Origin of the sequence: Curtobacterium sp. ODYSSEY 48 V2 (assembly GCF_023712625.1) — a bacterium.
In the GTDB taxonomy this organism is placed as follows: Bacteria; Actinomycetota; Actinomycetes; order Actinomycetales; family Microbacteriaceae; genus Curtobacterium.
This window is the reverse complement of the sequence record NZ_JAMAXX010000013.1, coordinates 19507-45562: the sequence shown is the minus strand read 5'-3', so window position 1 is coordinate 45562 and position 26056 is coordinate 19507. Positions and strand designations below refer to the sequence as shown.

26 protein-coding genes are annotated in these 26056 nt (G+C 74.1%); 14 read left to right on the top strand and 12 right to left on the bottom strand.

Translation table 11 applies throughout. From position 1 onward, the window contains the following. Positions 1-258: 258 nt before the first annotated feature. From M3666_RS16180 to M3666_RS16170, 3 genes are all read left to right on the top strand, one after another. Positions 259-429 (top strand): CsbD family protein, encoded by a 171-nt coding sequence (locus M3666_RS16180; protein ID WP_066656081.1) that lies wholly within the window; start codon positions 259-261, stop codon positions 427-429. Positions 430-494: 65 nt separating this feature from the next. Further along, the gene (locus M3666_RS16175; protein ID WP_251155790.1) at positions 495-1664 is read left to right on the top strand and encodes an Asp23/Gls24 family envelope stress response protein; all 1170 of its coding nucleotides are present in this window, start codon (positions 495-497) and stop codon (positions 1662-1664) included. Next, entirely contained in the window at positions 1661-2074 is a 414-nt protein-coding gene (locus tag M3666_RS16170; protein WP_251155789.1) for an MFS transporter permease, read from the top strand. The genes M3666_RS16175 and M3666_RS16170 overlap by 4 nt, the downstream gene beginning before the upstream one ends. 27 nt (positions 2075-2101) lie before the next feature. On the opposite strand, the gene M3666_RS16165 is transcribed toward M3666_RS16170, so the two are convergent. The 4 genes from M3666_RS16165 to rimK form a co-directional block, all read right to left on the bottom strand. After that, a complete protein-coding gene (locus M3666_RS16165) occupies positions 2102-3076 on the bottom strand; it encodes an NAD(P)-dependent oxidoreductase (protein WP_066658648.1) in 975 nt (324 codons plus the stop codon). Continuing rightward, complete coding sequence (locus M3666_RS16160; protein WP_251155788.1) at positions 3073-5832, bottom strand: alpha/beta fold hydrolase; 2760 nt, start codon at positions 5830-5832, stop codon at positions 3073-3075. Before M3666_RS16160 ends, M3666_RS16165 begins: the two co-directional genes overlap by 4 nt. Next, positions 5829-6902 (bottom strand): 3-oxoacyl-ACP synthase III, encoded by a 1074-nt coding sequence (locus tag M3666_RS16155; RefSeq protein WP_066658652.1) that lies wholly within the window; start codon positions 6900-6902, stop codon positions 5829-5831. The genes M3666_RS16160 and M3666_RS16155 overlap by 4 nt, the downstream gene beginning before the upstream one ends. Before the next feature lie 68 nt (positions 6903-6970). After that, positions 6971-8149: a 30S ribosomal protein S6--L-glutamate ligase gene (gene rimK, locus M3666_RS16150; RefSeq protein WP_058727301.1), complete on the bottom strand. Its 1179-nt coding sequence runs from the start codon at positions 8147-8149 to the stop codon at positions 6971-6973. 68 nt (positions 8150-8217) lie between these two features. On the opposite strand from rimK, the gene M3666_RS16145 reads away from it, so the two are divergent. Next, positions 8218-8679: a RimK/LysX family protein gene (locus tag M3666_RS16145; protein ID WP_066656091.1), complete on the top strand. Its 462-nt coding sequence runs from the start codon at positions 8218-8220 to the stop codon at positions 8677-8679. A 289-nt stretch (positions 8680-8968) separates the two neighbouring features. Then, positions 8969-9640, top strand: a complete 672-nt coding sequence (locus tag M3666_RS16140) for a peroxiredoxin-like family protein (protein ID WP_066656094.1) — start codon at positions 8969-8971, stop codon at positions 9638-9640. 105 nt (positions 9641-9745) lie between these two features. Here M3666_RS16140 and M3666_RS16135 read toward each other — a convergent pair whose 3' ends face one another. Beyond that, the gene (locus tag M3666_RS16135; RefSeq protein WP_251155787.1) at positions 9746-10300 is read right to left on the bottom strand and encodes a TetR/AcrR family transcriptional regulator; all 555 of its coding nucleotides are present in this window, start codon (positions 10298-10300) and stop codon (positions 9746-9748) included. A gap of 23 nt (positions 10301-10323) precedes the next feature. On the opposite strand from M3666_RS16135, the gene M3666_RS16130 reads away from it, so the two are divergent. From M3666_RS16130 to M3666_RS16110, 5 genes are all read left to right on the top strand, one after another. Further along, a complete protein-coding gene (locus tag M3666_RS16130) occupies positions 10324-11553 on the top strand; it encodes an MFS transporter (RefSeq protein WP_251155786.1) in 1230 nt (409 codons plus the stop codon). 10 nt (positions 11554-11563) lie between these two features. Continuing rightward, a complete protein-coding gene (locus M3666_RS16125; protein ID WP_251155785.1) occupies positions 11564-12832 on the top strand; it encodes a sensor histidine kinase in 1269 nt (422 codons plus the stop codon). Next, positions 12814-13521, top strand: a complete 708-nt coding sequence (locus M3666_RS16120; RefSeq protein WP_209685824.1) for a response regulator transcription factor — start codon at positions 12814-12816, stop codon at positions 13519-13521. Before M3666_RS16125 ends, M3666_RS16120 begins: the two co-directional genes overlap by 19 nt. Before the next feature lie 130 nt (positions 13522-13651). Continuing rightward, positions 13652-14533 (top strand): ABC transporter ATP-binding protein, encoded by an 882-nt coding sequence (locus M3666_RS16115; protein WP_066656105.1) that lies wholly within the window; start codon positions 13652-13654, stop codon positions 14531-14533. Then, positions 14530-15606 (top strand): ABC transporter permease, encoded by a 1077-nt coding sequence (locus M3666_RS16110; RefSeq protein WP_209685828.1) that lies wholly within the window; start codon positions 14530-14532, stop codon positions 15604-15606. The genes M3666_RS16115 and M3666_RS16110 overlap by 4 nt, the downstream gene beginning before the upstream one ends. Before the next feature lie 721 nt (positions 15607-16327). On the opposite strand, the gene M3666_RS16105 is transcribed toward M3666_RS16110, so the two are convergent. After that, positions 16328-17392, bottom strand: a complete 1065-nt coding sequence (locus M3666_RS16105; RefSeq protein ID WP_251155784.1) for a YeiH family protein — start codon at positions 17390-17392, stop codon at positions 16328-16330. 53 nt (positions 17393-17445) lie between these two features. Between M3666_RS16105 and M3666_RS16100 the strand changes: the two genes are divergently transcribed. Next, the gene (locus tag M3666_RS16100; protein ID WP_251155783.1) at positions 17446-18132 is read left to right on the top strand and encodes a hypothetical protein; all 687 of its coding nucleotides are present in this window, start codon (positions 17446-17448) and stop codon (positions 18130-18132) included. 19 nt (positions 18133-18151) lie between these two features. On the opposite strand, the gene M3666_RS16095 is transcribed toward M3666_RS16100, so the two are convergent. Further along, positions 18152-18775 carry an LppP/LprE family lipoprotein gene (locus M3666_RS16095; protein WP_251155782.1) on the bottom strand — a complete coding sequence of 208 codons (624 nt, stop codon included), beginning with the start codon at positions 18773-18775 and terminating at the stop codon, positions 18152-18154. A gap of 172 nt (positions 18776-18947) precedes the next feature. Between M3666_RS16095 and M3666_RS16090 the strand changes: the two genes are divergently transcribed. After that, positions 18948-19289 carry a hypothetical protein gene (locus tag M3666_RS16090; RefSeq protein WP_066656115.1) on the top strand — a complete coding sequence of 114 codons (342 nt, stop codon included), beginning with the start codon at positions 18948-18950 and terminating at the stop codon, positions 19287-19289. Between the two features lie 100 nt (positions 19290-19389). On the opposite strand, the gene M3666_RS16085 is transcribed toward M3666_RS16090, so the two are convergent. Together M3666_RS16085 and M3666_RS16080 are read right to left on the bottom strand one after the other, a co-directional pair. After that, positions 19390-20247, bottom strand: a complete 858-nt coding sequence (locus M3666_RS16085; RefSeq protein WP_066656118.1) for an ABC transporter permease subunit — start codon at positions 20245-20247, stop codon at positions 19390-19392. Then, on the bottom strand, positions 20244-21164 hold the full coding sequence (locus M3666_RS16080; protein WP_209685835.1) for an ABC transporter ATP-binding protein: 921 nt from the start codon (positions 21162-21164) through the stop codon (positions 20244-20246). The genes M3666_RS16085 and M3666_RS16080 overlap by 4 nt, the downstream gene beginning before the upstream one ends. Before the next feature lie 214 nt (positions 21165-21378). Between M3666_RS16080 and M3666_RS16075 the strand changes: the two genes are divergently transcribed. Continuing rightward, positions 21379-21837, top strand: a complete 459-nt coding sequence (locus M3666_RS16075; RefSeq protein WP_251155781.1) for a DUF4383 domain-containing protein — start codon at positions 21379-21381, stop codon at positions 21835-21837. A gap of 152 nt (positions 21838-21989) precedes the next feature. On the opposite strand, the gene M3666_RS16070 is transcribed toward M3666_RS16075, so the two are convergent. The 3 genes from M3666_RS16070 to M3666_RS16060 are packed head-to-tail and all read right to left on the bottom strand — an operon-like array spanning position 21990 to position 24752. Then, complete coding sequence (locus M3666_RS16070; protein WP_066656122.1) at positions 21990-22931, bottom strand: 3-oxoacyl-[acyl-carrier-protein] synthase III C-terminal domain-containing protein; 942 nt, start codon at positions 22929-22931, stop codon at positions 21990-21992. Continuing rightward, complete coding sequence (locus tag M3666_RS16065; RefSeq protein WP_158407767.1) at positions 22928-23755, bottom strand: MBL fold metallo-hydrolase; 828 nt, start codon at positions 23753-23755, stop codon at positions 22928-22930. Before M3666_RS16065 ends, M3666_RS16070 begins: the two co-directional genes overlap by 4 nt. Continuing rightward, complete coding sequence (locus tag M3666_RS16060) at positions 23748-24752, bottom strand: NAD(P)-dependent oxidoreductase (protein ID WP_251155780.1); 1005 nt, start codon at positions 24750-24752, stop codon at positions 23748-23750. The genes M3666_RS16065 and M3666_RS16060 overlap by 8 nt, the downstream gene beginning before the upstream one ends. A gap of 50 nt (positions 24753-24802) precedes the next feature. Between M3666_RS16060 and M3666_RS16055 the strand changes: the two genes are divergently transcribed. Beyond that, the gene (locus M3666_RS16055; protein WP_251155779.1) at positions 24803-26056 is read left to right on the top strand and encodes a glycosyltransferase; all 1254 of its coding nucleotides are present in this window, start codon (positions 24803-24805) and stop codon (positions 26054-26056) included.

The window sequence follows — 26056 nt, the reverse complement described above, 5'->3', positions numbered from 1 at the left end:
ACCGTCCTCGACGCCGTCGACCACGCCCTGACCACCCTCGACCAGACCCTCGGCCGACAGATCCCGGTCCTGGTCCACCTCACCGGCGGCACCCGCACCGCACTGGCACGCACCACCCGCGTCCAGTGACGCCACCCGGCGGACGACGCCGGACACGAACGCACTACCAGCACCACCGCAACCCGGTCGGACGAGGCAGATCGAGCCTCCCTACCGTCACCACCGGGCACCAGCCCACGAGAGAGAAGGGAACCCACCATGGGACTCGACGACAAGATCAAGAACGCCGCACAGGACCTGACCGGCAAGGCCAAGGAGGCCTTCGGCAACGCGACGAACAACGACGAGAAGGTCGCAGAGGGCAAGAAGGACCAGGCCGCTGCGAGCGCCAAGCAGACCGGCGAGGACGTCAAGGACGTCTTCAAGTAACAGCGGACCGAGGCCGTCGCTCCCCGAGGGGAGCGACGGCCGTCCTGTTCACAGAGGAGGAAGCCATGCAGCACGATCCGAACGCCCGGACGCAGATCACCGAGGTCGACCTGCCGCCCGAGCTGACCACCCCGCTCCCCGAGGATGCCGGGCCCCTGGTGGTCGCCGCCCGCACCGCGGCGGAGACGGCGCTCGGCGTGCCGGGCGTCCACCACCTGGGCGGGCTCGTCGCCCGCGCCGCCGACCGCGTCCGCTCGCAGCTCGGCCGCACCGCCGGAGCGCCCGGGGTGCAGGTCGACGACAACGACGGCACGCTCGACGTGACCGTGTCCGTCGTCATCAGCTACCCGCAGCCCGTCCGCGAGGTCGCCGAGGAGGTCCGCCGCCAGGTGGCCGCCGCGGTGTCGCAGCTCGGCGCCGGACAGCCCACCACGGTCGACGTCCGCGTGCTCGACGTGCACGGACCCTTCGACGACGAGCCGACCCCCGTCGACCGGGCCCGGGAGGCCGTGGGCGATGCGGTGGACCGCACGAAGGAGGCCGTCTCGGGTGCCGCGGAGGACGTCCGCGGCGGTGCCGCCGAGGTCGCCGAGCGTGCACGGGACGCCGCGCAGGACGCGGCGGGTGCCACGCGCGAGGCCGCCGGTCGCGCACGCGACGCCGCCGGCGACGCCGTCGACCGGGCACGGGAGACCGCGGGGGACCTGCGCGAGCGGGCGTCCGACGCCGTGGACACCGCGCGGGCGAAGGCGGCCGTCGCCGTCGACACGGCGCGCGAGACCGCATCCGACGCGGCGGAGCGTGCCGCGGAGAAGTCCTCCGACGCCGGCGACGCGGCGAAGCGGGCCGTCAGCGCGGCGAAGGACGCCGCGGCGGACGCCTCGCAGGAGGTCCGCGACCGTGCCTCCGGTGCTGCCTCGGCAGCGACCGACGCCGCGGCCGACGCGGGCGCAGCGGCCTCGGACGCCGCCGACTCCGCAGCGACCGCGACGCAGGACGCGGTGACCGCGACGCAGGACGCAGCGGACGGTGCACGTCGCGAGGGCAGCACCGACGCCGACGAGCCGTCGGTGGAGAGCGCACCCGCCGCGGACGAGCAGGTCGCCGACGCGCTGGACGAGGCGGCCGACCGCATCGAGCACGCCGCGGACGTCGTCCGCGACGAGGCCGACGCCCGCCACGACCAGGCCGCCGCCCACCGCAGCGGCAGCGGCGACGGCGAGGCACAGCGATGACCGCGTGGGCGGGACGCCGGGGCACCACCGCCCGGCGTCCTCGCCCGCGCGGCGTCTGGACCACGTCGGGCATCGGCATCGTGCTGGTGCTCGCCGTGGCCCTCGGCGGGTACCTGCCGCTCGTCGGGTTCCTCGGCGGCGTGACCGCCACCACAGCGGGGCTCGTGCCGTTCCCGTTCGTCCGGATCGCCCTCGTCACCGTGCTCGGCCTGGTGGTGGTCCTCGCCCTGCTGCTCTGGGCGCTGACCCGACGGCACACGGTCACGTCGGTGTTCGCCGTCGTGCTCGCGGTCCTGGTCAGCCTCGCGGTCACGGCCTACCCCGTGGTGACGATCGCCATCGCCTCGGCGGACCGCGCGGGCGACGTGTGGCCGATCGTCACCGAGCTCTGGCAGCGCTTCACCGGCTGACGGTCCGCCCACCCGACCGACGGCCGGTCAGTGTCCGGCGGCGGCCGCCAAGCGGGCCAGGCCCTCGTCGATCGTGATCGTCGGGGACCAGCCGAGGTCGTGGCGCGTCCGTCGCTGGTCGAACCAGTGGGCGGTGGACAGCTGCTCGGCGAGGAACCGCGTCATCGGCGGCTCGTCCGCCCCCGGACGCACCCGCCACACCGCCTCGACCACGGACCCGGCTGCACGGGCGACGGCGGCGGGCACGTGCAGCCGCGGTGCAGGGACGCCGGACGCGGTGCAGATGCCCGCCAGGAGCTCCCCCACCGGCCGCGGCTCTCCGTTCGTCACGACGTAGGCGTTGCCGTGCACGGCGTCGTCCGCCGCGTGCTCGAGCGCAGCGACCATCGCCGAGGCCGCGTTGTCGACGTAGAGCGTGTCGATGAGCGCGGCGCCCGAGTCGAGGAGCGGCAGCCGACCGGCACGTGCCCGGTCCACGATGCGTCCGACCAGCTGCGTGTCGCCCGGTCCCCACACCAGGTGCGGGCGGACGGCGACGACCGCGAAGCCCGGCTCGTCGGCCGCCAGCGCGAGGAGCTCCGCGGCGCCCTTCGTCCGCGCGTAGTGCCCGCGGGCGGCCATCGGCTCGGCAGGGTCGGCAGCGGCGCCGGCCAGCGACGACCCGGTGTGCGCCACGGACGGCGACGACACGAAGACGAAGCGCCCCACCCCGGCGGCCCGCGCGGCGTCGAGCAGCGCGCTCGTCCCGGCGATGTTGACCCGCGCGAAGTCGGCCGGGTCCCCGGCGAGCGAGACCTTCGCCGCCAGGTGCACCACGGCGTCGACGCCCTCGACCGCGCGCGCGACCGCAGCGGTGTCCGTCATCGTGCCGAGCGAGTCCTCCACACCGTCGACCCGGGACGGCCGACGCTGGAACGTGCGGACGTCGTGCCCGGCGTCCCGGACGGCAGCGGCGGTCGCCCGGCCGAGGAAGCCGCTGGCACCGGTGACCAGGACCCTCACGGGCGGGTCATCCGGCCGCCGCCGAGCACCGTCGTCGCCCATCGCGACAGCCGGGCGCGGTCGACCTTCGAGTTGTGCCGGACGTCCGTCGGCAGCACCGGGACGACGAGCACCGCGGCGAGCGGGACCCCGGCGGCGGTGCGGACGGCGGCGGCGAGCTCGGCCGACGCGAGGCCGGGACGCCGGGCTGCGGGGACGGTCTCGACCACGGCGACGACCTGCTGGGTGCCGGACGGTCCGGTGCCCGCGATGCCGGCACGGCCGACGCCGTCGACGCGCTCGACGCGCTGCTCGGGTCCGACGGGTGTCACGACACCGTGCGGGGTCGTCACGACGTGCTGGAGCCGGCCCTCGATCCACAGGCGCCCGTCGGCGTCGAGGTGCCCCACGTCGCCGGTGCGGTGCCCGCGCGGGTCGTCGACCCCGAGCCGCGAGACGCGGTCCGTGCGCCAGAGTCGGTCGTAGTGGTCGCGGACGTGCGGGGCCGCGACGACAACCTCGCCCGTGACGCCGGCCTGCTCCGTGAGGTCTCCGGTCGGTGCGCCGTCGGCGTCGAGCGGCGCGATCCGCACGCGCACACCGACCGCCGGTCGACCGACGCAGATGCCGTCGTCGGGAGCGGAACCCGCCGACCGGACGCCGTCCAGGTCGACGTCCGTCATGAGCAGGCCCTCGGTCATGCCGTAGGGCGTGTGCGCCGCTGCGTTCGGCATGAGGTCGGTGGCCGCCCGGAGGAGCGCCGCGGGCACCGGTGCCCCCGCGGACAGGAACAGACGCACCCGACCGAGGGCGTCGCGGTCGCCGGCCGCCAGCGCCGGTGCCGTCGCGACGACGTTCGCCAGCGCTGCGGGTGAGAGGAACACCACGGTCGCGTCCACGGCGGCCACCGCGTCGGCCACCGCCGACGCCGTCAGCGTGCGCGGACGGGTGACGTCCATGTCCGGGGCCACCGACCGGGCACCGAGGGCGGGACCGAGCAGGGCGAACGGCGCGAAGCCGGCGACCAGCCCCGTGCCGACGCCGACGCCGTACTGCGCCGCGAGGACGTCCCGCACCGCGGTGAGCTGCCCGTGCGTGTAGACGACGCCCTTGGCCGGACCGGTCGAGCCCGAGGTGAACAGGACGGCCGCGGGTGCGTCCGGCGACGGTGCAGCGGGCAGGTCTGCTCCGGCTGCGAGTCGTCGGGCGCCACGTCGGGCGACCTCGGTCAGGGTGTGCTCCACGCCGAGGACCGCTCGCGCGGGGGCCGGGAGCGCGACCGTCGCGATGCGTCGACCCGGCCACCCGAGTGCGCGCGCAGCTCCGAGACCGGGCAGCGCCCCGATCACCCAGTCCGGCCGGGCGCCGCGGACGGCACGGGTGAGCCCGCGCAGACCGAGGCCGGCGTCCGCGACGACGACCACGGCACCGATCCGGACGCAGGCGTACAGGACGGCCGTCAGGTCGGCCCCGGGCGTGACGAGCAACGAGACGCGGTCGCCGGGACGCACGCCGAGGTCGGCGAGACCGACGGCGACCTCGCGGACACGGCGGGCGAGCAGCCGCCACGAGACCGTCCGCGGGCCGCCGGGAGCGGCCATCTCGACGAGCGCCGGGCTCGCGTCGTCCGCGAGGTCGTCGAGGGCTGCCCAGAGCGGTCGGTCGGTCGCGGGGCCCTCGGTGGTCGCGCCGGTCGCGTCGCTCGCGTCGGCCGTCCGGGCGTCGGCCGTCCGGGCGTCGGCCTGGAGGCTCGACTCGCCACCGCCGGGCGCGTGCCCGTCCGGCAGGCGGTCGCCGAGCCAGTCGAGCACCGTGCCCGCGACGTCGGCGTCGTCGGGCAGCAGGTGACCGGCACCCTCGAAGCGGTGCACGTCGGCGTGCGGCAACCGGTCGGCCAGGTCGTCGAGGTACCGCTCGAGGAACACCGGGTCACGCGGTCCCCACATGACGAGCGCCGGGACCTCGAGAGCCGCGACACCGGCCGCGATCCGGTCGAGCTCGGTCGCGCTGGGGTGCGCGGCGTCGACGGGGATGTCCGCCACGAACCCGCCGATGCCCCCGCGGCGGGCTGCTCCGCGGTACGGCGCCCGGTAGGCGTCGGCGGTCGGCCGGTCGAGCGTCGGGTGCGCGATGGCGAGCGTCGTCTCGAGGAACGCGGGCGTCAGGACGGTGCCGCGACCGAGCACGCCGGGACGCAGGGCCAGCCGCAGCGGTGCGGGGATCGGGGCGTCGTCGGGCTGGTGCACGGCGGTGTTGCACGTCGCCACGCCCACGACGAGGTCGGGGTGGTCGACCGCCCAGCCGAGCGAGACGACGCCGCCCCAGTCGTGCCCGAGCGTGACGACGGGTCCGGCGAGTCCGAGCTCGTCGGTCAGGGTACCGAGGTCGCGCACGCGGTCGGCCAGGCGGTGCTGGTCGGCGGTGCGCTCCGAGAAGCCCATGTCGAGCTGGTCGACGGCGATCACGCGCCAGGCCGGGCCACCGGCCCGGGCGACGCTGAGCGTGCGGGCCGCGACGGACCGCCAGAGGTAGGACCAGGTGGGGTTGCCGTGCACGCAGAGCAGGGTGCCGACCGGGGTGACGCCGAGCGCCTCGAGCTGACCGGCCGTGTCGAGGAGGTGCCAGGTGCGCGCGGGGTGGTGCGTGCCTCCCGGCCGGCCGTCCGGCGACGCGGGGACGGTGACCAGACGGGACCAGGCCGGGTCGAGTCCGGGCAGGGGCGGCGGGAGCGTCGCCGGGGCCGTGCTGGCAGCGACGCGCGGGAGGCCGGACCTCACCAGCGCAGTTCCATCATCGCCGTGTTGATGCCGGAGCCGACGCCGCCCAGGAAGACGCGGTCACCGCGGGTGATGCCGCCGCGGTCGACCTCGTCGGCCAGGGTGATCGGGATCGACGCCGGGCCGACGTTGCCGTAGCGCTGGTAGGTGGTCGGGACCTTCGTGCGCGGGATGCCGATGGCCTCGACGAAGGCGTTCGTGTGCACGTCGGAGACCTGGTGGAGCACGTAGCGGTCCATGTCCTGCCAGTCGAAGTGCGAACGCGCCTCGGTCCAGGCGGCGACGACGAGCTCCATGCCGCCCTTCAACAGCATCTTCGCGTCGGTGAACATGCCGTCCACGCTGCCGACGCACAGGTCGTACCACTGCGTCGCCGCGCGGGTGACGCCGCCGATGATGCGGTGCCCCTCGGGGTGGACGTCGGACGGGCCGAGCACGGCGGCCGCGGCGCCGGACCCGAGGGTCAGGCTCGCGAACTCGCTCATGAAGTCCTTGCGGTTCCGGCCACCCTGGTTCAGGCGGTCGATCGTGTTGAGCTGCACCTGGTCGGCGTCCTCGCCGTCCACGATGAGCGCGTACTTGATCTGCCCGGAGTCGATCATGCCCGCGGCGACGCTCATCGCGTTGACGAAGCCGAGGCACGCGTTCGCGATGTCGAAGTTGATGGCCGACGTCGGCAGCCCGAGCCCGTGGTGCAGGCGGACGGCGACGCTCGGCTCGAGGTGCGGACGGGTCACCGAGGTGTTGATCAGCAGGCCGACGTCCTCCGGGCGGATGCCGGCCTCGGCCATCGCGCGACGGCCGGCGTCGATCGCGGCGTCCTGGAAGGTCTGCCCCTCGCCCCAGTTGCGGCGCTCGGTGACACCGGCGACGCGCTCGAGGAGACCGGTCGGGAGACGGAGCCGACGCAGCGCCCCGCGGAGCTTCGCCTCGATGTCCGCGGAGGTCGTCACGCGGTCCGCGACGGTCGTCGCCACCGACAGCAGCGACACGTTCTGGTGCTTCGCCGTGGCGTTGCCGGGGCGCTCCGGTTCGCTGCTCGTCGACTGGTCGACCGGTCGTTCCGTCATGATCGTCACCGACACATACTTCCGCATCCGACCTGGATGTGCGATCCGGGTGCGCTGGGCGGCACCGGTCAGGCGTCCTTCGGCAGCTTGCGGACCTTCGACCGGCGACGCCGACGGTCCGGGATCATCGACCGCATCTCCTCGAGCTTGCCGAAGCAGAGCAGGCGGTCGCTGGCCTGCAGCTCGACGCCGCTGCGGGGGTTCGGGATCACCGAGGCGCCGCGGTGCAGGGTCAGGACCGTGATGTCCCGGTCCCAGAGCCCGGACTCCTTGATGGTCTTGCCGACCAGGTCCGCGTTCGTGTGCACGAGGAGCTCGGCCACGCCGTAGCCGGTCGAGACGCTGAGGCGCTGACGGACGTCGATCTCCGGGAACGCGACCTGGTTGCCGATGAAGTCGATGATCGCGCCGGCGACGTCGAGACCCGTCGCACGCTCGATGCCCTCGAGCCCCGGCGAGGAGTTGACCTCCATGACGAGCGGTCCGTCGTTGCCCTCGAGCATGTCGACGCCCGCGACGCGGAGCCCCATGATCTGCGCCGAGCGCACCGCCGCCTCCTCGTACTCGGGGCTCAGGGTGACCTTCTCGACGGTGCCGCCGCGGTGCACGTTCGAGCGGAACTCGTCGCCGGAGGCACTGCGACGCATCGCAGCGACGACCCGGTCCCCCACGACCAGTGCACGGATGTCCCGGCCCCGGCTCTCGGAGATGAACGCCTGGATGAGCACGTTCTGCTTCGTGGAGTGCAGCGTCTCGACGATCGACTCGGCGACCTTCGCCTCGGGTGCCAGGATCACGCCGATGCCCTGCGTGCCCTCGAGCAGCTTGATGACGACCGGCGCCCCACCGACGCTGTCGATCGCCCCGCGGACGTCGGCACGGCTGTTCACGAACGTGGTCGCGGGCATGCCGATGTGGTGGCGGGACAGGATCTGGTTCGCCCGGAGCTTGTCGCGCGAGTTCGTGATGCCCGTCGCCGTGTTCGGCGTGTAGACGTCCATCTGCTCGAACTGCCGCACCACCGCGGTGCCGTAGTAGGTGATCGAGTTGCCGATCCGCGGGAGCACGGCGTCGTAGTCGCTGAGCAGCTTGCCCCGGTAGAGCAGGTCGGGCTCGTCCCCGGACAGGTCGATGGCGAACCGCAGGGTGTTCAGCACCTTGACCTCGTGGCCGCGATCGACCGCTGCGGCACGCAGACGCTGCGTCGAGTACGCGTGCGGGGCGCGCGACAGGATGGCGAGTTTCATCGGGGTTGCTCCACGGGGTCGAGACGTCGACGGCGACGCTCAATCAAAGCATGCGACAGGATGGGCACATGGCCCGGAACCCGACGATCGCAGGATGGCGTGAGTGGGCTGCCCTGCCCGGGCTGGACCTGCCCTGGATCAAGGTGAAGCTCGACACCGGGGCGCGGAGCTCGGCACTGCACGCGTTCGACCTCGAGGAGCTCCCCGGCGACCGCGTCCGCTTCTCGGTGCACCCGTGGCAGGACACCGACGCCGACGCCGTCACGCACGAGTGCGACGTGCACGACCGACGGATCGTCCGGAGCTCGACGGGGCACACGCAGGAGCGCATCGTCGTGCTGACGCCGATCACGCTCGCGGGTCGCACGATCGACGCCGAGGTCACGCTGAGCAACCGCGACCAGATGGGCTTCCGCATGCTCGTCGGCCGCGAGGCGCTGCGCCAGGGCTTCCTGGTCGACCCCGCGCGGTCGTTCATGGCCGGCCGGGCCCCGAAGGAGATCCGGCGGCGCAACCGCGGTCGCGCCTGAGGCGCGGGGCGGGCCGCTTGCGCGACGGTGCGCGCCGCGCGCAGCGCGCTCCTCGTGGCCGACGGCATCTGGCCGTGCGCGGCGATCCCGCACAACGGGGAGCAATCCGCGCCACGTCGTTCCGTGGTGCGGCGTGCTCTCGGTTGTGCGCGCCCCCCGTCCGCCGCTCGGGTCGCGCTCCGCAGCCCGGATGACGCTCCGTGACGACGCCCGTTCCCCCGCCGAGGTGACGTGCCTACGCTCCACGCACCGGCCCAGTCGCCGGCGTCCCGGACCCGAGGAGACCGACGTGACCGACCAGACCATCGCCCGCCAGGTGGACGACTTCAACCAGGGCTTCACCACCCAGATCGGCCCGGAGCTGTCCGCGGTCTTCGACGGCGAGCAGGCCGACCTGCGCGCCTCGGGGGTGCCCGACGGGGTCGTCGGTGTCGGCGAGACCGCCCCGGACGCGCGACTCGTCACCCCGACCGGCGACGAGACGTCGTTCGCCGCCGTCCGCGGCTCCACACCGACCGTCGTCGTCTTCTACCGCGGCGCCTGGTGCCCCTACTGCAACATCACGCTGCGCACCTACCAGCAGGAGCTCCTGCCGGCGCTGCGGGAGCGGGGCGTCCAGCTCGTCGCGGTCTCGCCGCAGACGCCGGAGGCCGCCGAGCAGTCGATCGCGAACGGGGAGCTGGAGTTCCCGGTGCTGACCGACCCGGAGAACGTGCTCGCCGGACGCTTCGGCATCGTCACGGAGCCGAGCGACGCCGCGCGGGCGGCGCACACGCAGCTCGGGTTCGACGTCGCCGACAGCAACGCCGACGACACCGCGGCGATCCCGTTCCCGTCGGTCTTCGTGATCGACGCGGACGGCGTGGTCCGCTCCGCTGACGTGCACGTCGACTACACGACGCGCACCGAGGTCGCGGACGTGCTGACCGCGGTCGACGCCCTGGTGGTCCCCGCGCCCTGACCGGCCGCTCGGCGCGGAGCCGACCGGAGCGGACGGGAGGCGCGGGCCGGGTGACGGACGTCCGTCACCCGGACCGCGCCTCCCGACCGCACCGCGGCGCGGCCGTCAGGGCAGGAGTGCGGACGCGACCGCGCGTGCGGTGGCGGAGTCCGCAGCGGGGTCACGCAGGCGCATCGCCAGCGCACCCGAGACGACGAGCAGCAGCTGCTCGGCGAGCGCCGGGGCACGGTCGCCGACGAGCGGACGAGCCCTCTCCGTCAGCCGCCGTCGCAGGGTGTCGGTCTCGCGGTCGAGGACGGCGCGCAGGTCCTCCGGGGCATCGACGTACTCGGCAGCGGCGCCGAGGAAGGCGCACCAGCGGGAGCCCGTCGGGGTGGACCGGTACTCGTCGAGCGCGTCGAACACGGCGAGCAGGCGGCCGCGGTCGTCGGTCGCCCGCTCGAGGGCACGGTCCCACGTCGCGACCCAGTCGTCGTGTCGTCGGTCGAGCGCCGCGGCGACCAGGGCCTCCTTGCTCGGGTACCCGCGGTAGAGCGTCGCCGACGACACCCCCGCGCGTTCGAGCACCGCGTCGACGGGGGTCGCCGCGATCCCGCGGGTGAAGAACAGTTCCTCGGCGGCGTCGAGCACCCGTTGCTCGGTCCCTGGACGCATCGCCATGCAGCCAGCCTAGGGTCACAGAAGTGAAACGATCGTTTTCGTTACCGACCTCCGTCCTGCTCGCGAGCGGGCTGGGGCTCGTCGCTGCGACCTACGGCCTGGTGCGCCTGGCGTTCGGGCTCTTCCTACCGGACGTCCAGCGCGACCTCGGCTTCGGCGCGGACGTCGGCGGTGCGGTGTCCTCGGGCGCCTCGGTCCTGTACTGCACCGGTGCCGTCGTGGGGTTCCTGCTCGCCGACCGCGCCGCCCGGGAGCTCGTCGTGGTCGCGGCGCTCACCGCAGGCCTCGGCGCGATCACGACGGCGGCGAGCGCGACGACCGTCGTGTTCGGGGTGGCCGCCGTGGTGGCGTCGACCGGGGCCGGGCTGGCGTCGCCGGCGATGGTGCAGCTGGTCGCCGGCCGGCTCGACGGCGCCGCACGCGACCGGGCCCAGGCGGTGGTGAACTCCGGGACGGGCCCGGGGCTCGTCGCGGCCGGGGTCCTCGCGCTCGTGCTGCTGCCGGACTGGCGCACCGCCTGGGCCGCCGCCGGCGTGGTCACGCTGCTGGTCGGTGCGGTGGTGTTCCTCGCGGCCGGAAGAAGAGCACCGGACGCGCGCTCCACCCCGGCAGCGGCCCAGCGCTCCGCGCTCCAGCGCCCCGCGGTCCGGCGCCCCGCGCTCCGCGCGGCGCTCCCGGGACGGTCGTGGTTCGGCGCACAGGTCGTGCCGGTCGTGGTGGCGCTCCTCCTCGGTGCGGGCTCGGCGGCGGTCTGGACCTACGGCCGCTCGGCGCTCGTCGGAGCCGGCGTGCCGAGCGGACTGACGGTCGTCGCCTGGATCGCGCTCGGCGTCGGCGGGGCCTCGGTCGCGGTGACGGCACGGTGGACGAGCGGGCTGCCCGCTGCCCGCCTGTGGCTGCTGACGACGACGCTCGCCGCCGTCGCGGTGCTCACGCTCGGGCTGCTGCCCCACGTCGTCGGGGCCGCACTGGTGGCGTGCGCGCTGTTCGGGTGGGGCTACACCGCGGCGACGGGCGCGCTCATCGCCTGGACGACCGAGATCGACCACGTCCACGCGGCCGCGGGCACCGCACTGCTCTTCGTGGTGCTCGTCGCCGGCCAGGCACTCGGGGCAGCGGCGGCCGGCGTGCTGGTCGGGCCGGCGGGCACGGCGACGACCTTCACCGCGGCAGCCGCCGTCGTGGCGGTCGCTGCCACCACACCGCTCGTCGTCGCCCGGCGGGACCTGCGGCCGGCGGTGCCCACCCGGTAGCGTTGCCCGCATGGGGTGGACGAGGGAGGGGTGGGCCCGGTTGCCCGTCGGACCGCGGGAGCACCGGCAGGACGCACTGCTCGCGCTCGTGCTCGGCGTCGGGTTGGCCGTCACGACCACGCTGTACGGCGCCGCGGGCGTCTACGAGGACGACCAGGCGCCGTGGTGGGTGTCGGCGCTCATGGTGGTCGCGAACGGCGCGCCGATCGCGTTCCGCCGCCGCTGGCCGATGACCGTCGCCGTCGTGTCCGCGCTGGCGTTCGCCGCGACACAGCTGCTCCACGTCCCCGAGATCATCCTCGTCAACTTCACCCTCTTCATCGCGCTGTACACGGTCGGGGCGTGGTGCTCGGACCGGATCCGCGCCGAGGTGGTCCGCTGGGTGATCATCGGCGGGATGTTCGCGTGGGTGTTCCTCGCGCTCTCGTTCGGGTGGGCGGTGCCGAACGCGCTGCCGAACGACGACGACGCCCTGATCCCGCCGTACATCGCGTACTCGCTCGTGAACATCCTCATCAACGTGCTGTACTTCGGCGGCGCCTGGTACGCCGGCAACCGCGCGTGGGCAGCCGCGGTGGCCAAGCACGACCTCGCCGAACGCACCGCGGAGCTCGCCGCCGAACGGGAGCGCACGGCGGCCCAGGCGATCACCCTCGAGCGCGTGCGGATCGCCCGCGAGCTGCACGACGTCGTGGCCCACCACGTGTCGCTGATGGGTGTCCAGGCCGGAGCCGCCCGACGCGTGGTCGGCCGCGACCCGGAGCAGGCGACCGCCTCGCTCACGGTGGTCGAGGACAGCGCACGCACCGCGGTCGAGGAACTCCGCCGGATGCTGGGGACCCTGCGCGAGGACGACCCCGGCGCGAGCGCGACCGACACCGCGCCGAGCACGGCCGGGCTCGGTCGGATGCCGGAGCTGGTCGACGCCGTCCGCTCCTCGGGCCGGGACGCCGGGCTCGTCGTGGTCGGTGACGAGCGCTCGGTGCCGCCGACCGTCGGGGCCGTGGCGTTCCGCATCGCGCAGGAGGCCGTGACGAACGTCGTCAAGCACGCCGGCCCCACCGCCCGCGCGGACCTGCGCCTGCGGTACCTCGACGACGGCATCGAGGTCGAGGTCGCCGACGACGGACACGGCGCCGGCGCGGTCCGCGACCCGGGCGGCAGCGGGCTGGGCCACGTCGGCATGCGGGAGCGCGTCGCCGCCGTGGGCGGTCGCATCGAGATCGGGCCCCGCGCCCGGGGAGGGTACCTGGTACGGGCATGGCTGCCGACGACCTGACGATCGTGCTCGCGGACGACCAGGACCTGGTGCGTGCCGGCTTCCGCGTCATCCTGGAGTCCGAGCCGGGCTTCCGCGTGGTCGGCGAGGCCCCGGACGGCGGCGCCGCGGTCGACGCGGTCGTCGCGCTGCGACCCGACGTCGTGTGCCTCGACGTCCAGATGCCCGGCATCGACGGGCTCGAGGCGGCACGACGCATCGGCGCGCTCCCGGACCCGCCGGCGGTGCTCGTGCTCACCACGTTCGACGACGACGACGCCCTGTTCCAGGCGCTCGAGGCGGGGGCGAGCGGGTTCCTGCTGAAGAACGCCTCCCCCGAACGGCTGATCGACGCCGTCCGCACGGTCGCCGCCGGGGACGCCCTGCTCGCCCCCGACGTCACGCGCCGGGTGATCAGCCGCGCGACCGCCGGGCACGGGCCCACCTGCCCAGCGCACGCCGGCCACACGGCGTCCCCGGTCGACGACGGTGCGGCCGCCATCGCCGCCGCGGGGCTCACCGAACGCGAGGCCGAGGTCCTGCGACTGCTCGCGCGCGGCTGCAGCAACGCCGAGATCGCCCGCGCGCTCTTCGTCGGCGAGGCGACCGTCAAGACGCACGTGTCGAACGTCCTGCAGAAGACCGGCGTGCGCGACCGCATCCAGGCGGTCGTGTGGGCCTTCGAGCACGGCGTCTCCTCCGCGGCCTGACGGACCCCGCTCCCCCGCGCGGTGGAGCCGGGGCGTCGGGAAGTCCCGCCTCCCGCCGGAGGTGGGCAGCGCCTCCCGGACCGTAGCGTCGAGACGTCGGCGAGGACCGCCGGCGGAAGGGGAACGGGCGATGCTCACCATCGAAGGCGTGACGAAGCACTTCGGCGACCGCCGGGTGCTCGACGACGTGGGGTTCTCGGTCGGCAGCGGCCGGCTGACCGGGTTCGTCGGCGGCAACGGCGCCGGCAAGACCACCACCATGCGGATCCTGCTCGGCGTCCTGCAGGCCGACACCGGGCGCGTGTCGATCGACGGCACCGAGGTCGGCCCGACCGACCGCCGCCGCTTCGGCTACATGCCCGAGGAACGCGGGCTCTACCCGAAGATGCCGGTCGCCGAGCAGATCACCTACCTCGCACGCCTGCACGGTGTCGACAAGCGGACCGCGGGGCAGCGGACCACCGCGCTGCTCGAACGACTCGACCTCACGCAGCACGCGAGCGACGCCGTCGAGAAGCTCTCGCTCGGCAACCAGCAGCGCGTGCAGGTCGCTGCGGCGCTCGTCCACGACCCCGAGGTCCTGGTGCTCGACGAGCCCTTCTCGGGCCTCGACCCGATGGCCGTCGACACCGTGCTCGGCGTGCTCCGCGAGCAGGCGGCGAGGGGTGTCCCGGTGCTCTTCTCGAGCCACCAGCTCGACGTGGTCGAGCGGCTGTGCGACGACGTCGTCGTGATCGCCGACGGGACGATCCGTGCCGCCGGCTCCCAGGAGGACCTGCGCCGCAGCGCCGGCCCCGCCGCGTGGGAGCTGCTCGTCGACGGCGACGTCGCGTGGATCCGCGACGAACCCGGCGTGACCGTGCGCGAGTTCGACGGCGGGTACGCGGTGTTCGAGGCCGACGAGCCCACGGCGCAGCGCATCCTGCAGCGCGCCGTCCAGCACGGCACGGTGGGCTCGTTCGCCCCGCGCGTGCCCCGTCTCAGCGAGGTCTTCCGGGAGGTCGTCCGATGACCAGCCACTTCGTCGACGCCGTCCGGCTCGTGACCGTCCGCGAGATCCAGGCCCGCGTCCGCAGCAAGGCCTTCGTGGTCTCCGCCGCGATCCTGGTGCTCGCCGTCGTCGTGTCCGTCGTCATCGCGGGCATCATCGGCAAGGCGACCGCCGACGACACCACGCCCGTCGCGGTGGTCGACGGCGTCTCGCTGCAGTCCACCGACGGCCTCGACGTCACCCCGACCACCACCGTCGCCCAGGCCGAGCGCCTCGTGCGGAGCGGTGACGTGGACGCCGCCGTCGTGCCGTCCGACGACACCCTCGGGTACAGCGTCGTCGGGCTCGAGGACACCCCGACCGACGTCGTCGGTGCCCTCAGCGTCACCCCTGCGGTGGAGCTCCTGCAGCCCGGCACGCTCTCGGCGGGCCTGGTGTCCGCCATCGGCATCCTGTTCGGCGTCGTCTTCTTCACCTCCGCCGTGACCTTCGGGTCGTCGATCGCGCAGAGCGTCGTCGAGGAGAAGTCGACGCGGGTGGTCGAGATCCTGATGGCCGCCATCCCGGCCCGTGCCCTGCTCGCCGGGAAGGTGCTCGGCAGCAGCATCATGGCGTTCGCGCAGATCATCGCCATCGCGATCGCCGGCGCCGTGGCCCTCGCGGTCACCGGGCAGGACAACCTGTTCACGTTGCTCGGCCCCAGCGTGCTCTGGTTCGTCGGCTTCTTCGCCGTCGGCTTCGTGCTCATCGCCGCGCTGTTCGCCGCGTCCGCCGTGCTCGTGTCCCGCCAGGAGGACGTCGGCAGTGTCACGATGCCCGTGATGCTCCTCGTGATGATCCCGTACATCCTCATCGTCTCGGCGGCGGACAACGAGACGATCGTCGGGATCATGTCGTACGTCCCGTTCAGCGCGCCGATCGGGATGCCGATGCGGATCTTCCTCGGGACCGCCGAGTGGTGGGAGCCGATCCTGTCGCTGCTGCTCGTCGCCGCGTCGGTCGTCGTGGTCGTCGCCGTGGGCGCCCGCATCTACGAGAACGCGCTGCTGCGGACCGGCGGACGGGTGAAGCTGACGGAGGCGATCCGCGGCTGACGTCGCCGCACGACGGACGGGAGGCACGGTGCCGGCTGGCACCGTGCCTCCCGTCCGGAACGCGAATACGCCGGGCGCGAGGCGCCCCGCACAACCGGAAGCACGTCGCGCCACGAAACCGCACGGCGCGACGTGCCTTCCGTTGTGCGGGAGCACGTCGCGCCACGCGGACGCCGCCGGACGGGAGGCACGGGACCGGACCGCACCGCGCCTCCCGTCCGGAACGCGGCCGCGCCGGGCGCGGGGCGCCCCGCACAACCAGGAGCACGTCGCGCCACGGAACCGCGCGGCGTGACGTGCCTTCCGCTGTGCGGGAGCAGATCACGCCACGCGGACGCCGACGGACGGGAGGCACGGTGCCGGCCGGCACCGTGCCTCCCGTCGGGATCGCGGCCGCGCCGGGCGCGGGGCGCCCCGCACAACCGGAAGCACGTCGCGCCACGGAACCGCACGGCGCGACGTGCCTCCCGTTGTGCGGGAGCCCGTCACGTCACGCTGGATGCCGCCGGACGGGAGGCACGGGCCCGGACCGCACCGCGCCTCCCGCCCGGAACGCGAATACGCCGGGCGCGGGGCGCCCCGCACAACCAGGAGCACGTCACGCCACGGAACCGCACGGCGTGACGTGCCTTCCGTTGTGCGGGAGCACGTCACGCCACGCAGGCGTCGCCGACGCGACGGCTGACGCACGGTGCCGGCTGGCACCGTGCCGCCGGGCCCGTCAGAGCTGACCGAAGGCCGCCTGCACGCCCAGGCTCGTCCCCGCGACGAGCACCCACAGCACGATGCCGAGCAGCATCGGCCGGAACCCGGCCCGGCGCAGCGCCGCGAAGTCCGTCGAGACCCCGACGGCCGCCAGCGCCACCGTGATGAGGAACGTCGCCGCCGTCGAGAACCCCGGGGCCGCCGCCGCGGGCAGGACCCCGGTGGTCCGGAGCAGGACCACGACGAGGAAGCCGACCAGGAACCACGGGACCAGCCGCAGCACGCGGACGCCCCCGGCACGACCCGTGCCGTCGACGGCGGCGGGCTGCGTGCGGGCGGTGCGGCGCGCCTCCAGGCCGGCGAGCCCGATCACGATCGGGATGATCATCAGGGTCCGCACGAGCTTGACGACGACGGCGGTGTCCGTCGCCTGACGGCCGTAGACCGTGGCGGTCGCGACGACGGAGGACGTGTCGTTCACGGCGGTCCCGGCGAAGACGCCGAACGCGTGCTGGGACAGGCCGAGCGCGTGGCCGACGAGCGGGAAGACGAAGACCGCGGCGATGTTGCAGAGGAAGATCGTCGACAGGGCGTAGGCGACCTCGGCACTGGCGGCACCGACCACGGGGGTGACGGCAGCGATGGCCGATGCGCCGCAGATGCCCGTGCCGACCCCGATCAGTGTGCGGAGCGTGCTCGACACCCGGAGCAGCCGGCCGATCCCCCACGCCGCGACGAGGCACACCACGAGCGTGGTGAGCATCACGGGGAGGGTCTCGCCGCCGATGCGCAGCACCTCGCCGATCGACAGCTGTGCGCCGAGGAGCACGACCGCTGCCTGCAGGACGCGGCTCGACGCGAACTTCACGCCGGGCTGGAGCCCACCGAGGTCGGCTGCTCCGTCGTCCTGGGCCCGTCGACGCCGGACGAGCCAACCGACCAGCGCACCGAGCAGGACGGCCGGCACCGGACCGCCGACGACCGGGACCGCGCGGCCGACCAGGGTCGCGGCGACGCCGATCACGACGGCGAGCGCGACACCGGGCAGGGCAGCGGCGAGCGCCGGGCGGGACAGGGGCATGCGGACCAGCATCCCACCGTTCGGTGCCCAGGCGGTACGGGCAGGCTGAGGTGGTGGACCATCAGTCGGAGCCGTGGGTGCAGCGACTGCGCGACGGCGTCGTACCGCCGCTGTGGCCGTTCGTCGCGGGCGCGCTCGGCCTGTTCGCCGTCGCGGTCGGCGTGCTCGTCTTCGAGGCCCGGTTCGTCGACCAGGCGTCGCTCACCGGCCGCGGCTCGATCGCCGTCCTCCTGCCGCTGCTCGGCGCCGTGGGCTGCGTCGTCGCGCCGATCAGCGCCTGGCGGGACGGACGACGGGACCGACGTGCGCTCCGGCACGCGCACGGCCACGGCCGGGGTCGACCGGCGTTCCACCTCCCGGTCTCCGCGCGCGGGACCATCGCCGGACAGGACCTCCCCGACCCGCGCATCGCGCTCGTCACCGTCGACCGGAGCGGGCTGCTCGGCTGGTCCCCCGTGTCACCCGACCCGGTGGTGACGATCCCCTGGACGCGCGTCGCACGGATCGACCTGGCCACGAAGGACCACCGCGGACGACGGGAGGACTACGGGCTGTGGCTCACGCTGACGGACGGCGGACCGTTCGTCCTCGAACCGCGTTCGGCACTCGGTCGACCGTTCAGCGCGACCCAGCCCCGGCTCGGCGTCCTGCGGGACGTGCTGCGGGCGCTGCGACCCGGGTCGGGGCCCGGGTCAGCGCCCGGGTCCGGGTCCGCCGGTCGACGCGGAGCACCGCGCTGAGTGACAGGGCGGCGGGACGTCACCGGGCGGGCGGGACGTCTCCGGACATCTCAACGCGACCGGCAGCGTCGTCCCACGTGTACGTCGCGGTCGCTCGACCGGAGGGGTCGGCGTTGCTGTCCGCACCCTGCGGGTAGCGGTACTCGACGCGGATCGCCCCCGCGGACTCCCGCGTCACCTGCGGGACGAACGGGTACTGCTCCTTCGTCGCCGTCCCCAGGTACGTCCCGTCGTGGAAGAGCAGGATCGCGACCGGCGAGCTCGCGGTGCCGTCGACGACGCTGACGGTCACCGCGGACAGCGCGGCGCAGCCGTCGTAGACCGAGGTGTCGGCGTTCGACGCGTCCCACCGCGCCGACTCGAGGCCGGCGGGCAGCGGGAGGTCGGCGATCGGACCAGCGGCGGCAGCGGCCCCGTCGGACGGTCCGCAGGAGGGTGTCGCGGTCGGCGTCGACGACGGGCCCGGGGTCCCGCTGCCCGTCGTCGACGACGAGGACGACGCCGAGGTCGAGGGCGTGACCGTCCGCGTGACGGTCGCGGTCGGGCCACCGCCGCCCCCGCCGGTGCACCCCGCGAGGGCGAGGGACGCCCCGACGACGATCAGGAGCAGGCCGGCGGGACGGGAGTGACGTGTGGTGCGCATGGGACCACCCTGCCCGCCGCGCTGCCCGGATGTTCATCCCCCGACCGCACCGACGCCTGGAGACCCCACCGCCTGTCGGCGTACCATCCAGGCGGAAGCAAGGGCGGTTCCGAACACCTCCCGAGCACCGACCTCACGGGCCGGTCGAGTCAGACACAGATCAGAGCACGCCGTGACCGAACACCTCATCGAGTACGTCGCCCGCGACCGGACGGGCATCACCACCGTCGTCACCACGACCGGTGTCTTCGACGTCGACACCGTCATCGACCACATCCGCGCCGGGCACGCCGGCTACTACGTCGCCGCCGATTCGTGGAAGCGGACGCCGGTCCGGAGCATGTCGTTCATCGGCGGTTCCTACCTGTTCGCGAACTGGGACGGCTCGAAGCGGAACATGCTCCACGACCTCGCCTTCCGGATGCCGACCCGTGCGGTCGAGGTCGTCCAGCAGCCGCGGCGCTCGTGGCGACTGACGCGCGCCCTGCGCGGGCTGTTCTCACGGGCGGCCTGAACCGCCGGTACCCGGCTGCGGACGGACGGGAGGCTCGGTGCCGGTCGGCACCGAGCCTCCGTTCCGTCACGCCCCGCGTCGCGAGCCGCGCGGCTCGTCGTCAGACGTCGCGCTTCTTGACCGCGGCCAGGGCGAGGACACCGATCGCGACGACCCACGCTGCCAGGACCCCGCCGCCGGCCCAACCGTTCAGCACGACGCCCTCGGGTGCGGGCTGGCCCGCGGACCGCTCGTAGGTGTAGAGCTGGCTGCCGGCCTGGTCGGGCAGGAAGCGGGACACGTCGAGGAGCCACTGCTGGTCCACCAGCCCCGCGAAGAGCTGCAGCACGATCGGCAGGACGAGCAGCACGCCGAGCGCGATCGCGATGCCACCGGCGCTCGACCGGACCAGGAGGCCGATGCCGAAGGCGAGCAGTGCGATCCCCGTGACGTAGACCGACGAACCGAGGATCGGCATGAAGACGGCGGGGTCGGCCAGGTCGGCGTGCACGCCCTTGTCCGCCTGGAACAGCGCGACGAGCACGACCCCGATCCACGTCGCCGCTGCACTGACCACGAAGGTGGCCACGGCGAGGACGACGGCCTTGGCGAGGATCGCACCGGTGCGCCCGGGGTCGGCCGTGAAGGTCGAGCGGACCTGCCCGGTGCCGTACTCACCCGTGATGATGAGGACACCCAGGACCGCGGCGACCAGCACGGTGAAGCCGACCGACGAGATGCTGAGGTTGACGATCTGGGCGTTCGCGACCGCCTGGGTCACCTCGGCGCCCTCGGGCAGACCGACGATCGGCGCGTAGAGCCCGAGCAGCGCACCGAGCCCGATGGTCAGCGCGACGATGATGGCGTAGCACCACCACGTCGACCGGATGCTGCGGAACTTGATCCACTCGCTGCGGACGAGTCGACCGAACCCGAGTCCGACGCGGTCGGGCATCGCGGTGGCCGTCGCGGCGCTCATCGTGCGACCTCCGCCTGGTACTCGACCTCGTCCTTCGTGAGGGCCATGTACGCCTCCTCGAGGCTCGCACCCATGGGGGTGAGTTCGTGGAGCACCGCGCCGGCACGGGCGGCGATGGTGCCGATCTGCTGTGCGTCGGGACCGACGACCACGAAGGCGCCGTCCTCGCGCGGGGTGATCGACGACGCCGCTGATCCCACGGCATCGAAGAGCTGGTCGGGGTGCGGGGTCCGGACGAGGGTCCGTGCGCCGCCGCCCTGTCCGCTGCCCGCGACGAACTCCGCGATCGGGGCGTCGGCCAGGACCTTGCCGCGGCCCAGCACGACCACGCGGTCGGCCGTCTGCGCCATCTCGCTCATGAGGTGACTGGAGAGGAAGACCGTGCGTCCCTCGGACGCCAGGTGCCGGGCGAGCTGGCGCACCCACACGACGCCGTCCGGGTCGAGGCCGTTGACCGGCTCGTCCAGGATCAGGGTCCTCGGGTCGCCGAGCAGTGCCGCCGCGATGCCGAGCCGCTGCCCCATGCCGAGGGAGAACCCGCCGACGCGCTTCTTCGCGACCGACTCGAGGCCGGTGAGCTCGATCACGTGGTGCACGCGGGACTTCGGGATGCCGTGCGTCGCCGCGAGCGAGAGCAGGTGGTTGTACGCGCTGCGCCCGGAGTGGACGGCCTTCGCCTCGAGCAGCGCGCCGACCTGGCGGAGCGGGTCGCGGAAGGACCGGTAGTCCTGGCCGTTCACCCGGACGCGTCCGGACGTGGGCGTGTCGAGGCCCATGATCATCCGCATGGTCGTGGACTTCCCGGCGCCGTTCGGCCCGAGGAAGCCGGTGACGCTGCCGGGACGGACGACGAAGGAGATGTCGTCGACGGCGGTCTTGGCGCCGTAGCGCTTGGACAGATGCTCGATCTCGATCACGTGGTCCACGCTATTTCCGGGACACCGTCGAGCGCGTCCCCCCTGGGGCGGAGACCCGGGGTCATCCCGCAGGAGGACGCCGCGCTGGAAGGACACCCGGACGGCGCACCAATCCGGCTGCGCACCTGCTCCGAAACCCCTGTACGACGACGACGCTGCCCCTGCGCGGTGACCCGGAGACGCCGTCGTGGAACGCATTCGGAAGGACCGCACCATGACCAGCAACGCAGCATCACCCCGTACCGGTTTCGCGTCGACCCTCGTCCAGAAGGGCGCACTGCTCTTCGGCATCGTCTTCCTCATCGTCGGCATCGCCGGCTTCATCCCCGGACTCACGATGGACATGGGCACGCTGTCCTTCGCGGGCAACAGCTCGATGGCCATGCTCCTCGGCCTGTTCCAGGTGTCGGCCCTGCACAACATCGTCCACCTGCTGTTCGGCATCGTCGGCATCCTCGCCGCCCGCTCCGCCGCAGGGTCGCGCTCGTACCTGCTCATCGGCGGCATCGTCTACGCCGTGCTGTTCGTCTTCGGCCTCTTCGTCGCCGGCATGGCCGGGGCTGCGAACTTCGTCCCGCTGAACAGCGCCGACAACGTCCTGCACGCCTTCCTCGCCGTCGCGATGATCGTCCTCGGCGTGCTCCTGCCGCGCGCCGGACGCACCACCCGCTGACCGACCCCGGTGGACCGCCCGGTGCTGGGCGGTCCACCGGACCAGCGGTGGCCTCCCCGGGGATCAGGGGTCATCGGACGCCTCCGTCGCAGCAGCGGCGGGGGCGTCGTCGTGTCCCCGGCGAACCCGGCGCAGCGCCGACCGCGGGCGCGTCAGAGGCGCAGCGCGAGGGCGTTCGCGGTCAGGCCGGCAGCCGTCCCGCAGAGCAGCACGGTGTCCCCGCGCCGGAGCCGACCGTCGTCGAGGCACCGCGCGAGCATGAACGGCACCGACGACGAGACCGAGTTCCCGAACGCCGCGACCTCGTCGACGTACTTGTCCGTCGGGATCCCGAGCCGGCGCATCGCGAGCCCGATCGCGCCGCTGGCCTGGTGCGGTACGACCAGGTCGACGTCGTCCAGCCCGAGACCGCTGCGCTCCCAGAACCGCGCGAAGAACCCGGGCAGGACCCGGAGCATCCCGGTCAGGGCGCGCCGGCCGTGCATGTCGAACAGGTAGTCAGCGGGGTCGCCGTCGGCGTACTGCTGCGCCGGGTACCGGGACAGGCCGCCCCGGAGCTCGGTGTCGTGGGCGTGCTCCGGCCAGGTCTGCTGCAGCGCCGACAGCACCCCCTGCGTCCCGTCGCCGCGCGTCAGCACCACCGCGGCCGCAGCGTCGGAGAACAGCTCGGCGGACTCCCGTTGCGCCGGGTCGAGGAAACGTGACCCGACGTCCCCGGAGACGATGAGCACCCGGTCGTGGTCGCCGTCCTCCAGGTAGCGGGAGGCGATGTCGAGTGCCGTGATGAAGCTCGTGCACGTCGAGTTCACGTCGAACGCGGCCGCTCGGGCGTCGGGCGCGACCCGCTCCGTCACGAGTGCCGCCGTGCAGGGGATCGGCTGCACGCCGGCGGCGCAGGCGGCGATCACGAGGTCGAGGTCGGCGGCGTCGATGCCGGCGTGCTCGATGGCTCGGGACGCTGCCGTGGCGAGCATGTCGAGGTGCGACACGTCGTCGGCGATGCGGTACCGGGTGACGGTGCGGGCACCGCTGCCGTAGGTGACCGTCCGGTCCGGCAGTGCCGTCCCCCACCCGGCGATGGCGCAGTGCTTCATGGTCCCCCTCGGTCCTCGTCGTCGTCGACGAGCAGGTCCACCCCGGTCCGGTGCTCGTCGTGGCTGAACAGCAGTCTGACACCTGGGCGCTCGAGGGCGAGCAGGCGCTCGGCGGTGTCGCGCTGCGATCGGGCGTCGTGGGCGACCGCACGCGGCAGGAGGCGCAGGTCGCGCTCGCGTCCGAGCAGGTCGCGGCTCCATGCAGCGTCGCCCGCGAGCAGCACACGGTCCTCGACGAGGAGGCCGAGGTGCCCGTCGGCGTGCCCGGGCAGCCGGACGAGCCGCGTGCGACCGTCGCCGAACGGGTCGGCCGTCGACAGACCGACCGCGGCGAGCGGCCCGGTCGGGGCGGGGCCGAAGGCGCTGTCCGGGACGACCTGCAGCCGGTCGACGAGCCCCGCGGGCAGCAGCCCCCGCAGCTGCCCGGCGAGCACCCGCGGGCGGGCGGTGCTCCGGGCCACGCCCTCGGAGACCAGCACCCGCGCGTGCGGCACGGAAGCCAGCCCGCCGACGTGGTCGGGGTGCAGGTGCGACAGGACGACGTGCGTGACGTCGTCCGTGTCGATCGCGTCGGCGAGTGTGCTGCCCGGGGGGACGACGGGCGGGAGCAGGCGTCGGTACAGCCACCCGGCGGCACCCGTGCGCCACGGCAGGGGTGCGTACCCGGTGTCGAACAGCACGGAGCGGTCCGGACCGGACCAGTGGAAGACGTTCGCGGGGAAGACCCGACGGCCACGGGGTGCACCGCGGAGCAGACCGTGCACGTCGTGGGTCGTCCACCCGCAGGCGGCGGCGCGCAGGGTACCGACCGGGCGCTCAGCCACGGGGCTGCCCACCGACGCGCCGGCCGGCGGTCGCGTAGCTCGCGAGTGCCTCGTCGAGCCCGACGACCGGCTGGTAGCCGAGCACCTGCCGGGCCCGGGTCAGGTCGAGGGTCTGCGAGTGCGTGATCGTCGTCACCGTGTACCGGGTGATGGGCGGCTCGGGCTGCCCGGGCAGCACCGTGCACACGGCCTCGAGCACGGTGGCCAGCGCGGACACCGGCCCGGCCGGCAGGTGCAGGTGCCGCGGCCGGACCCCGAGTCCGGTGAGCAGCTGGTCGAGGAGCTCGACGAACGGACGCGGGTCCCCGTTCGTGATGTTGAACGCCAGCCCGGCGGCCCCGGGCACCTCGGCCGCGAGCCGGACGGCGTGCGCGACGTTCTCGACGGCGGTCAGGTCGACGAGTCCGCGTCCGCCGCGCAGGAGGGGCACGCCGACCCGTTCGTGCACGCGGAGCAGCCTCGGGACGAGTCCGGTGTCGCCCGCGCCGATGATGCCGCGCGGCCGCAGGACGACGATCTCGGGTCCGTCGGGGTCGCCGGTCGCGGCGCGGAGGAGCGCCTCGGCGTGCAGCTTCGAGCGGATGTAGTGGTTCATCGGGCGGCTCGGGTCGACCTGGTCCTCGCGGATGTCGAGCCGGTCGCGCGGTGCGGCGTAGATGCCGGGCGACGACACGTGCACGAGCCGCCGCGCCCCGACGCGACGTGCGTACTCGAGCACCCGGGCGGTCCCGGTGACGTTGGCGTGCTCGAAGGCCGACCACGGGCCCCACGGCGAGCTGAGCGCCGCGCAGTGCACGACGACGTCGGCGGGGACGTCCGCGCGGGCGAGGTCGTCGAGGTCGCCGACGTGGACGTCCCCGGCGGGCAGCGCCGACGCCCGCCGACCGGACGCCGTGACGCGGTAGCCGTGCTCGCGCAGGGTCCGCACGACGTGACCGCCGACGAACCCGCTCGCCCCCGTGACCAGCGCGCGCTCCCCGGTGCCTGCTCCCCCCATGCCCCAGATCCTACGAGCCCGGCAGGAGCCGACGGCCCTAGGCTCGGGGCGTGCGGATCGCGCTGGTCACCGACTACTACCTGCCGACGCTCGGGGGCGTCCAGACGGCGGTGCGCTCCCTGGCCGAGGCCCTCACGGCAGCGGGACACGACGTCACGGTCTTCTGTCCCGACGACCCGGCGGGCCCCGCGCACTCGGCGGGCACGGCGCAGGCACCCGGCACCGCCACCGTGCCGGCCGTCGTCGGTCTGCCCGTCTCCCCCGTGTTCCGCCCCGACGGCTACCCCTTCGCGTGGTCCCCGCGTCGCCTCCGCGCCCTGCTCCGCCGCGAGTTCGCCGCACGCCGGGTCGACGTCGTGCACACCCACTCCGAGATGTTCGCGGCGCTCGGCGGGATCCGGGCCGCGCAGGACCTCGGCATCCCGGTGGTGCACACGATGCACGGCCGCATCGACGTCTACACGCGGAACGTCCTGCCCGTGCCCGCCGTCACGACCGCGCTGCTCGCCTTCCTGCACGCGACGCAGGTCCCCCGCCGGGGCGTCCGTGTCGCGGCCGACACCCCGTACACCCGGACCCGGACGGCGCGGCGGATGTGGCGGGTCATGCTCGCGCAGTCCCGGGCGAGCGACCACGTCGTGGTCCCGTCGCGGCACTTCGCCCACAAGCTCGTCGACCGGGGCGTCCGGACCCCGGTGTCGGTCGTCTCGAACGGCATCGAGCCCGCGGTCCTCGACGCGATCGGACCGGCGACCGTCCGGACCAGGACCGCAGACGAGCCGCTCCGGGTGCTCTGGGTGGGGCGCCTGTCGCCCGAGAAGCGTCCGGAGGTCCTGGTCGAGGCTGCCCGCTCCTTCCCACCCGGCACCGTGGTCGACGTGCTCGGCGACGGCGTCGCGCGTGCTGCGGTCGCCCGGGCAGCGGCCGGCACCCCGGTCCGGCTGCACGGCTCGACCCCGCACGACGAGGTCCTCGCCGCCATGCGCCGTGCACACGTGCTCGTGTCGAGTTCCTCCGACTTCGACAACCAGCCGATGGTGATGCTCGAGGCCGTCGCCACCGGCCTGCCCGTCGTGCACTGCGACCCGGACCTCGCCGAGGTCGTCCCCGACGGCGGTGGCTTCACGACGCCGACGCCGGACGCCGCGGGGATCGCGTCGGTCGTCCGACGGCTCCACGACGAGCCGGAGCATCTCGTGCGGGCGAGCGCCGCGCTGGTCGCGGCCCGCGACCGCGTCGAGCAGCGCGTCGACGAGCTGGTGGCGGTCTACGCGAGCGTCCTGCGGCCGTCCCGCACCACGTGA

What these genes read in the sequence shown, in the direction of transcription:
- rimK (WP_058727301.1), bottom strand. Translation starts at nt 8,149, where the DNA reads ATGAAACTCGCCATCCTGTCGCGCGCCCCGCACGCGTACTCGACGCAG.
- M3666_RS16145 (WP_066656091.1), top strand. Translation starts at nt 8,218, where the DNA reads ATGGCCCGGAACCCGACGATCGCAGGATGGCGTGAGTGGGCTGCCCTG.
- M3666_RS16085 (WP_066656118.1), bottom strand. Translation starts at nt 20,247, where the DNA reads ATGAGCGCCGCGACGGCCACCGCGATGCCCGACCGCGTCGGACTCGGG.
- M3666_RS16095 (WP_251155782.1), bottom strand. Translation starts at nt 18,775, where the DNA reads ATGCGCACCACACGTCACTCCCGTCCCGCCGGCCTGCTCCTGATCGTC.
- M3666_RS16180 (WP_066656081.1), top strand. Translation starts at nt 259, where the DNA reads ATGGGACTCGACGACAAGATCAAGAACGCCGCACAGGACCTGACCGGC.
- M3666_RS16155 (WP_066658652.1), bottom strand. Translation starts at nt 6,902, where the DNA reads ATGACGGAACGACCGGTCGACCAGTCGACGAGCAGCGAACCGGAGCGC.
- M3666_RS16060 (WP_251155780.1), bottom strand. Translation starts at nt 24,752, where the DNA reads ATGGGGGGAGCAGGCACCGGGGAGCGCGCGCTGGTCACGGGGGCGAGC.
- M3666_RS16075 (WP_251155781.1), top strand. Translation starts at nt 21,379, where the DNA reads ATGACCAGCAACGCAGCATCACCCCGTACCGGTTTCGCGTCGACCCTC.
- M3666_RS16175 (WP_251155790.1), top strand. Translation starts at nt 495, where the DNA reads ATGCAGCACGATCCGAACGCCCGGACGCAGATCACCGAGGTCGACCTG.
- M3666_RS16070 (WP_066656122.1), bottom strand. Translation starts at nt 22,931, where the DNA reads ATGAAGCACTGCGCCATCGCCGGGTGGGGGACGGCACTGCCGGACCGG.
- M3666_RS16170 (WP_251155789.1), top strand. Translation starts at nt 1,661, where the DNA reads ATGACCGCGTGGGCGGGACGCCGGGGCACCACCGCCCGGCGTCCTCGC.
- M3666_RS16105 (WP_251155784.1), bottom strand. Translation starts at nt 17,392, where the DNA reads ATGCCCCTGTCCCGCCCGGCGCTCGCCGCTGCCCTGCCCGGTGTCGCG.
- M3666_RS16120 (WP_209685824.1), top strand. Translation starts at nt 12,814, where the DNA reads ATGGCTGCCGACGACCTGACGATCGTGCTCGCGGACGACCAGGACCTG.
- M3666_RS16110 (WP_209685828.1), top strand. Translation starts at nt 14,530, where the DNA reads ATGACCAGCCACTTCGTCGACGCCGTCCGGCTCGTGACCGTCCGCGAG.
- M3666_RS16115 (WP_066656105.1), top strand. Translation starts at nt 13,652, where the DNA reads ATGCTCACCATCGAAGGCGTGACGAAGCACTTCGGCGACCGCCGGGTG.
- M3666_RS16135 (WP_251155787.1), bottom strand. Translation starts at nt 10,300, where the DNA reads ATGGCGATGCGTCCAGGGACCGAGCAACGGGTGCTCGACGCCGCCGAG.
- M3666_RS16125 (WP_251155785.1), top strand. Translation starts at nt 11,564, where the DNA reads ATGGGGTGGACGAGGGAGGGGTGGGCCCGGTTGCCCGTCGGACCGCGG.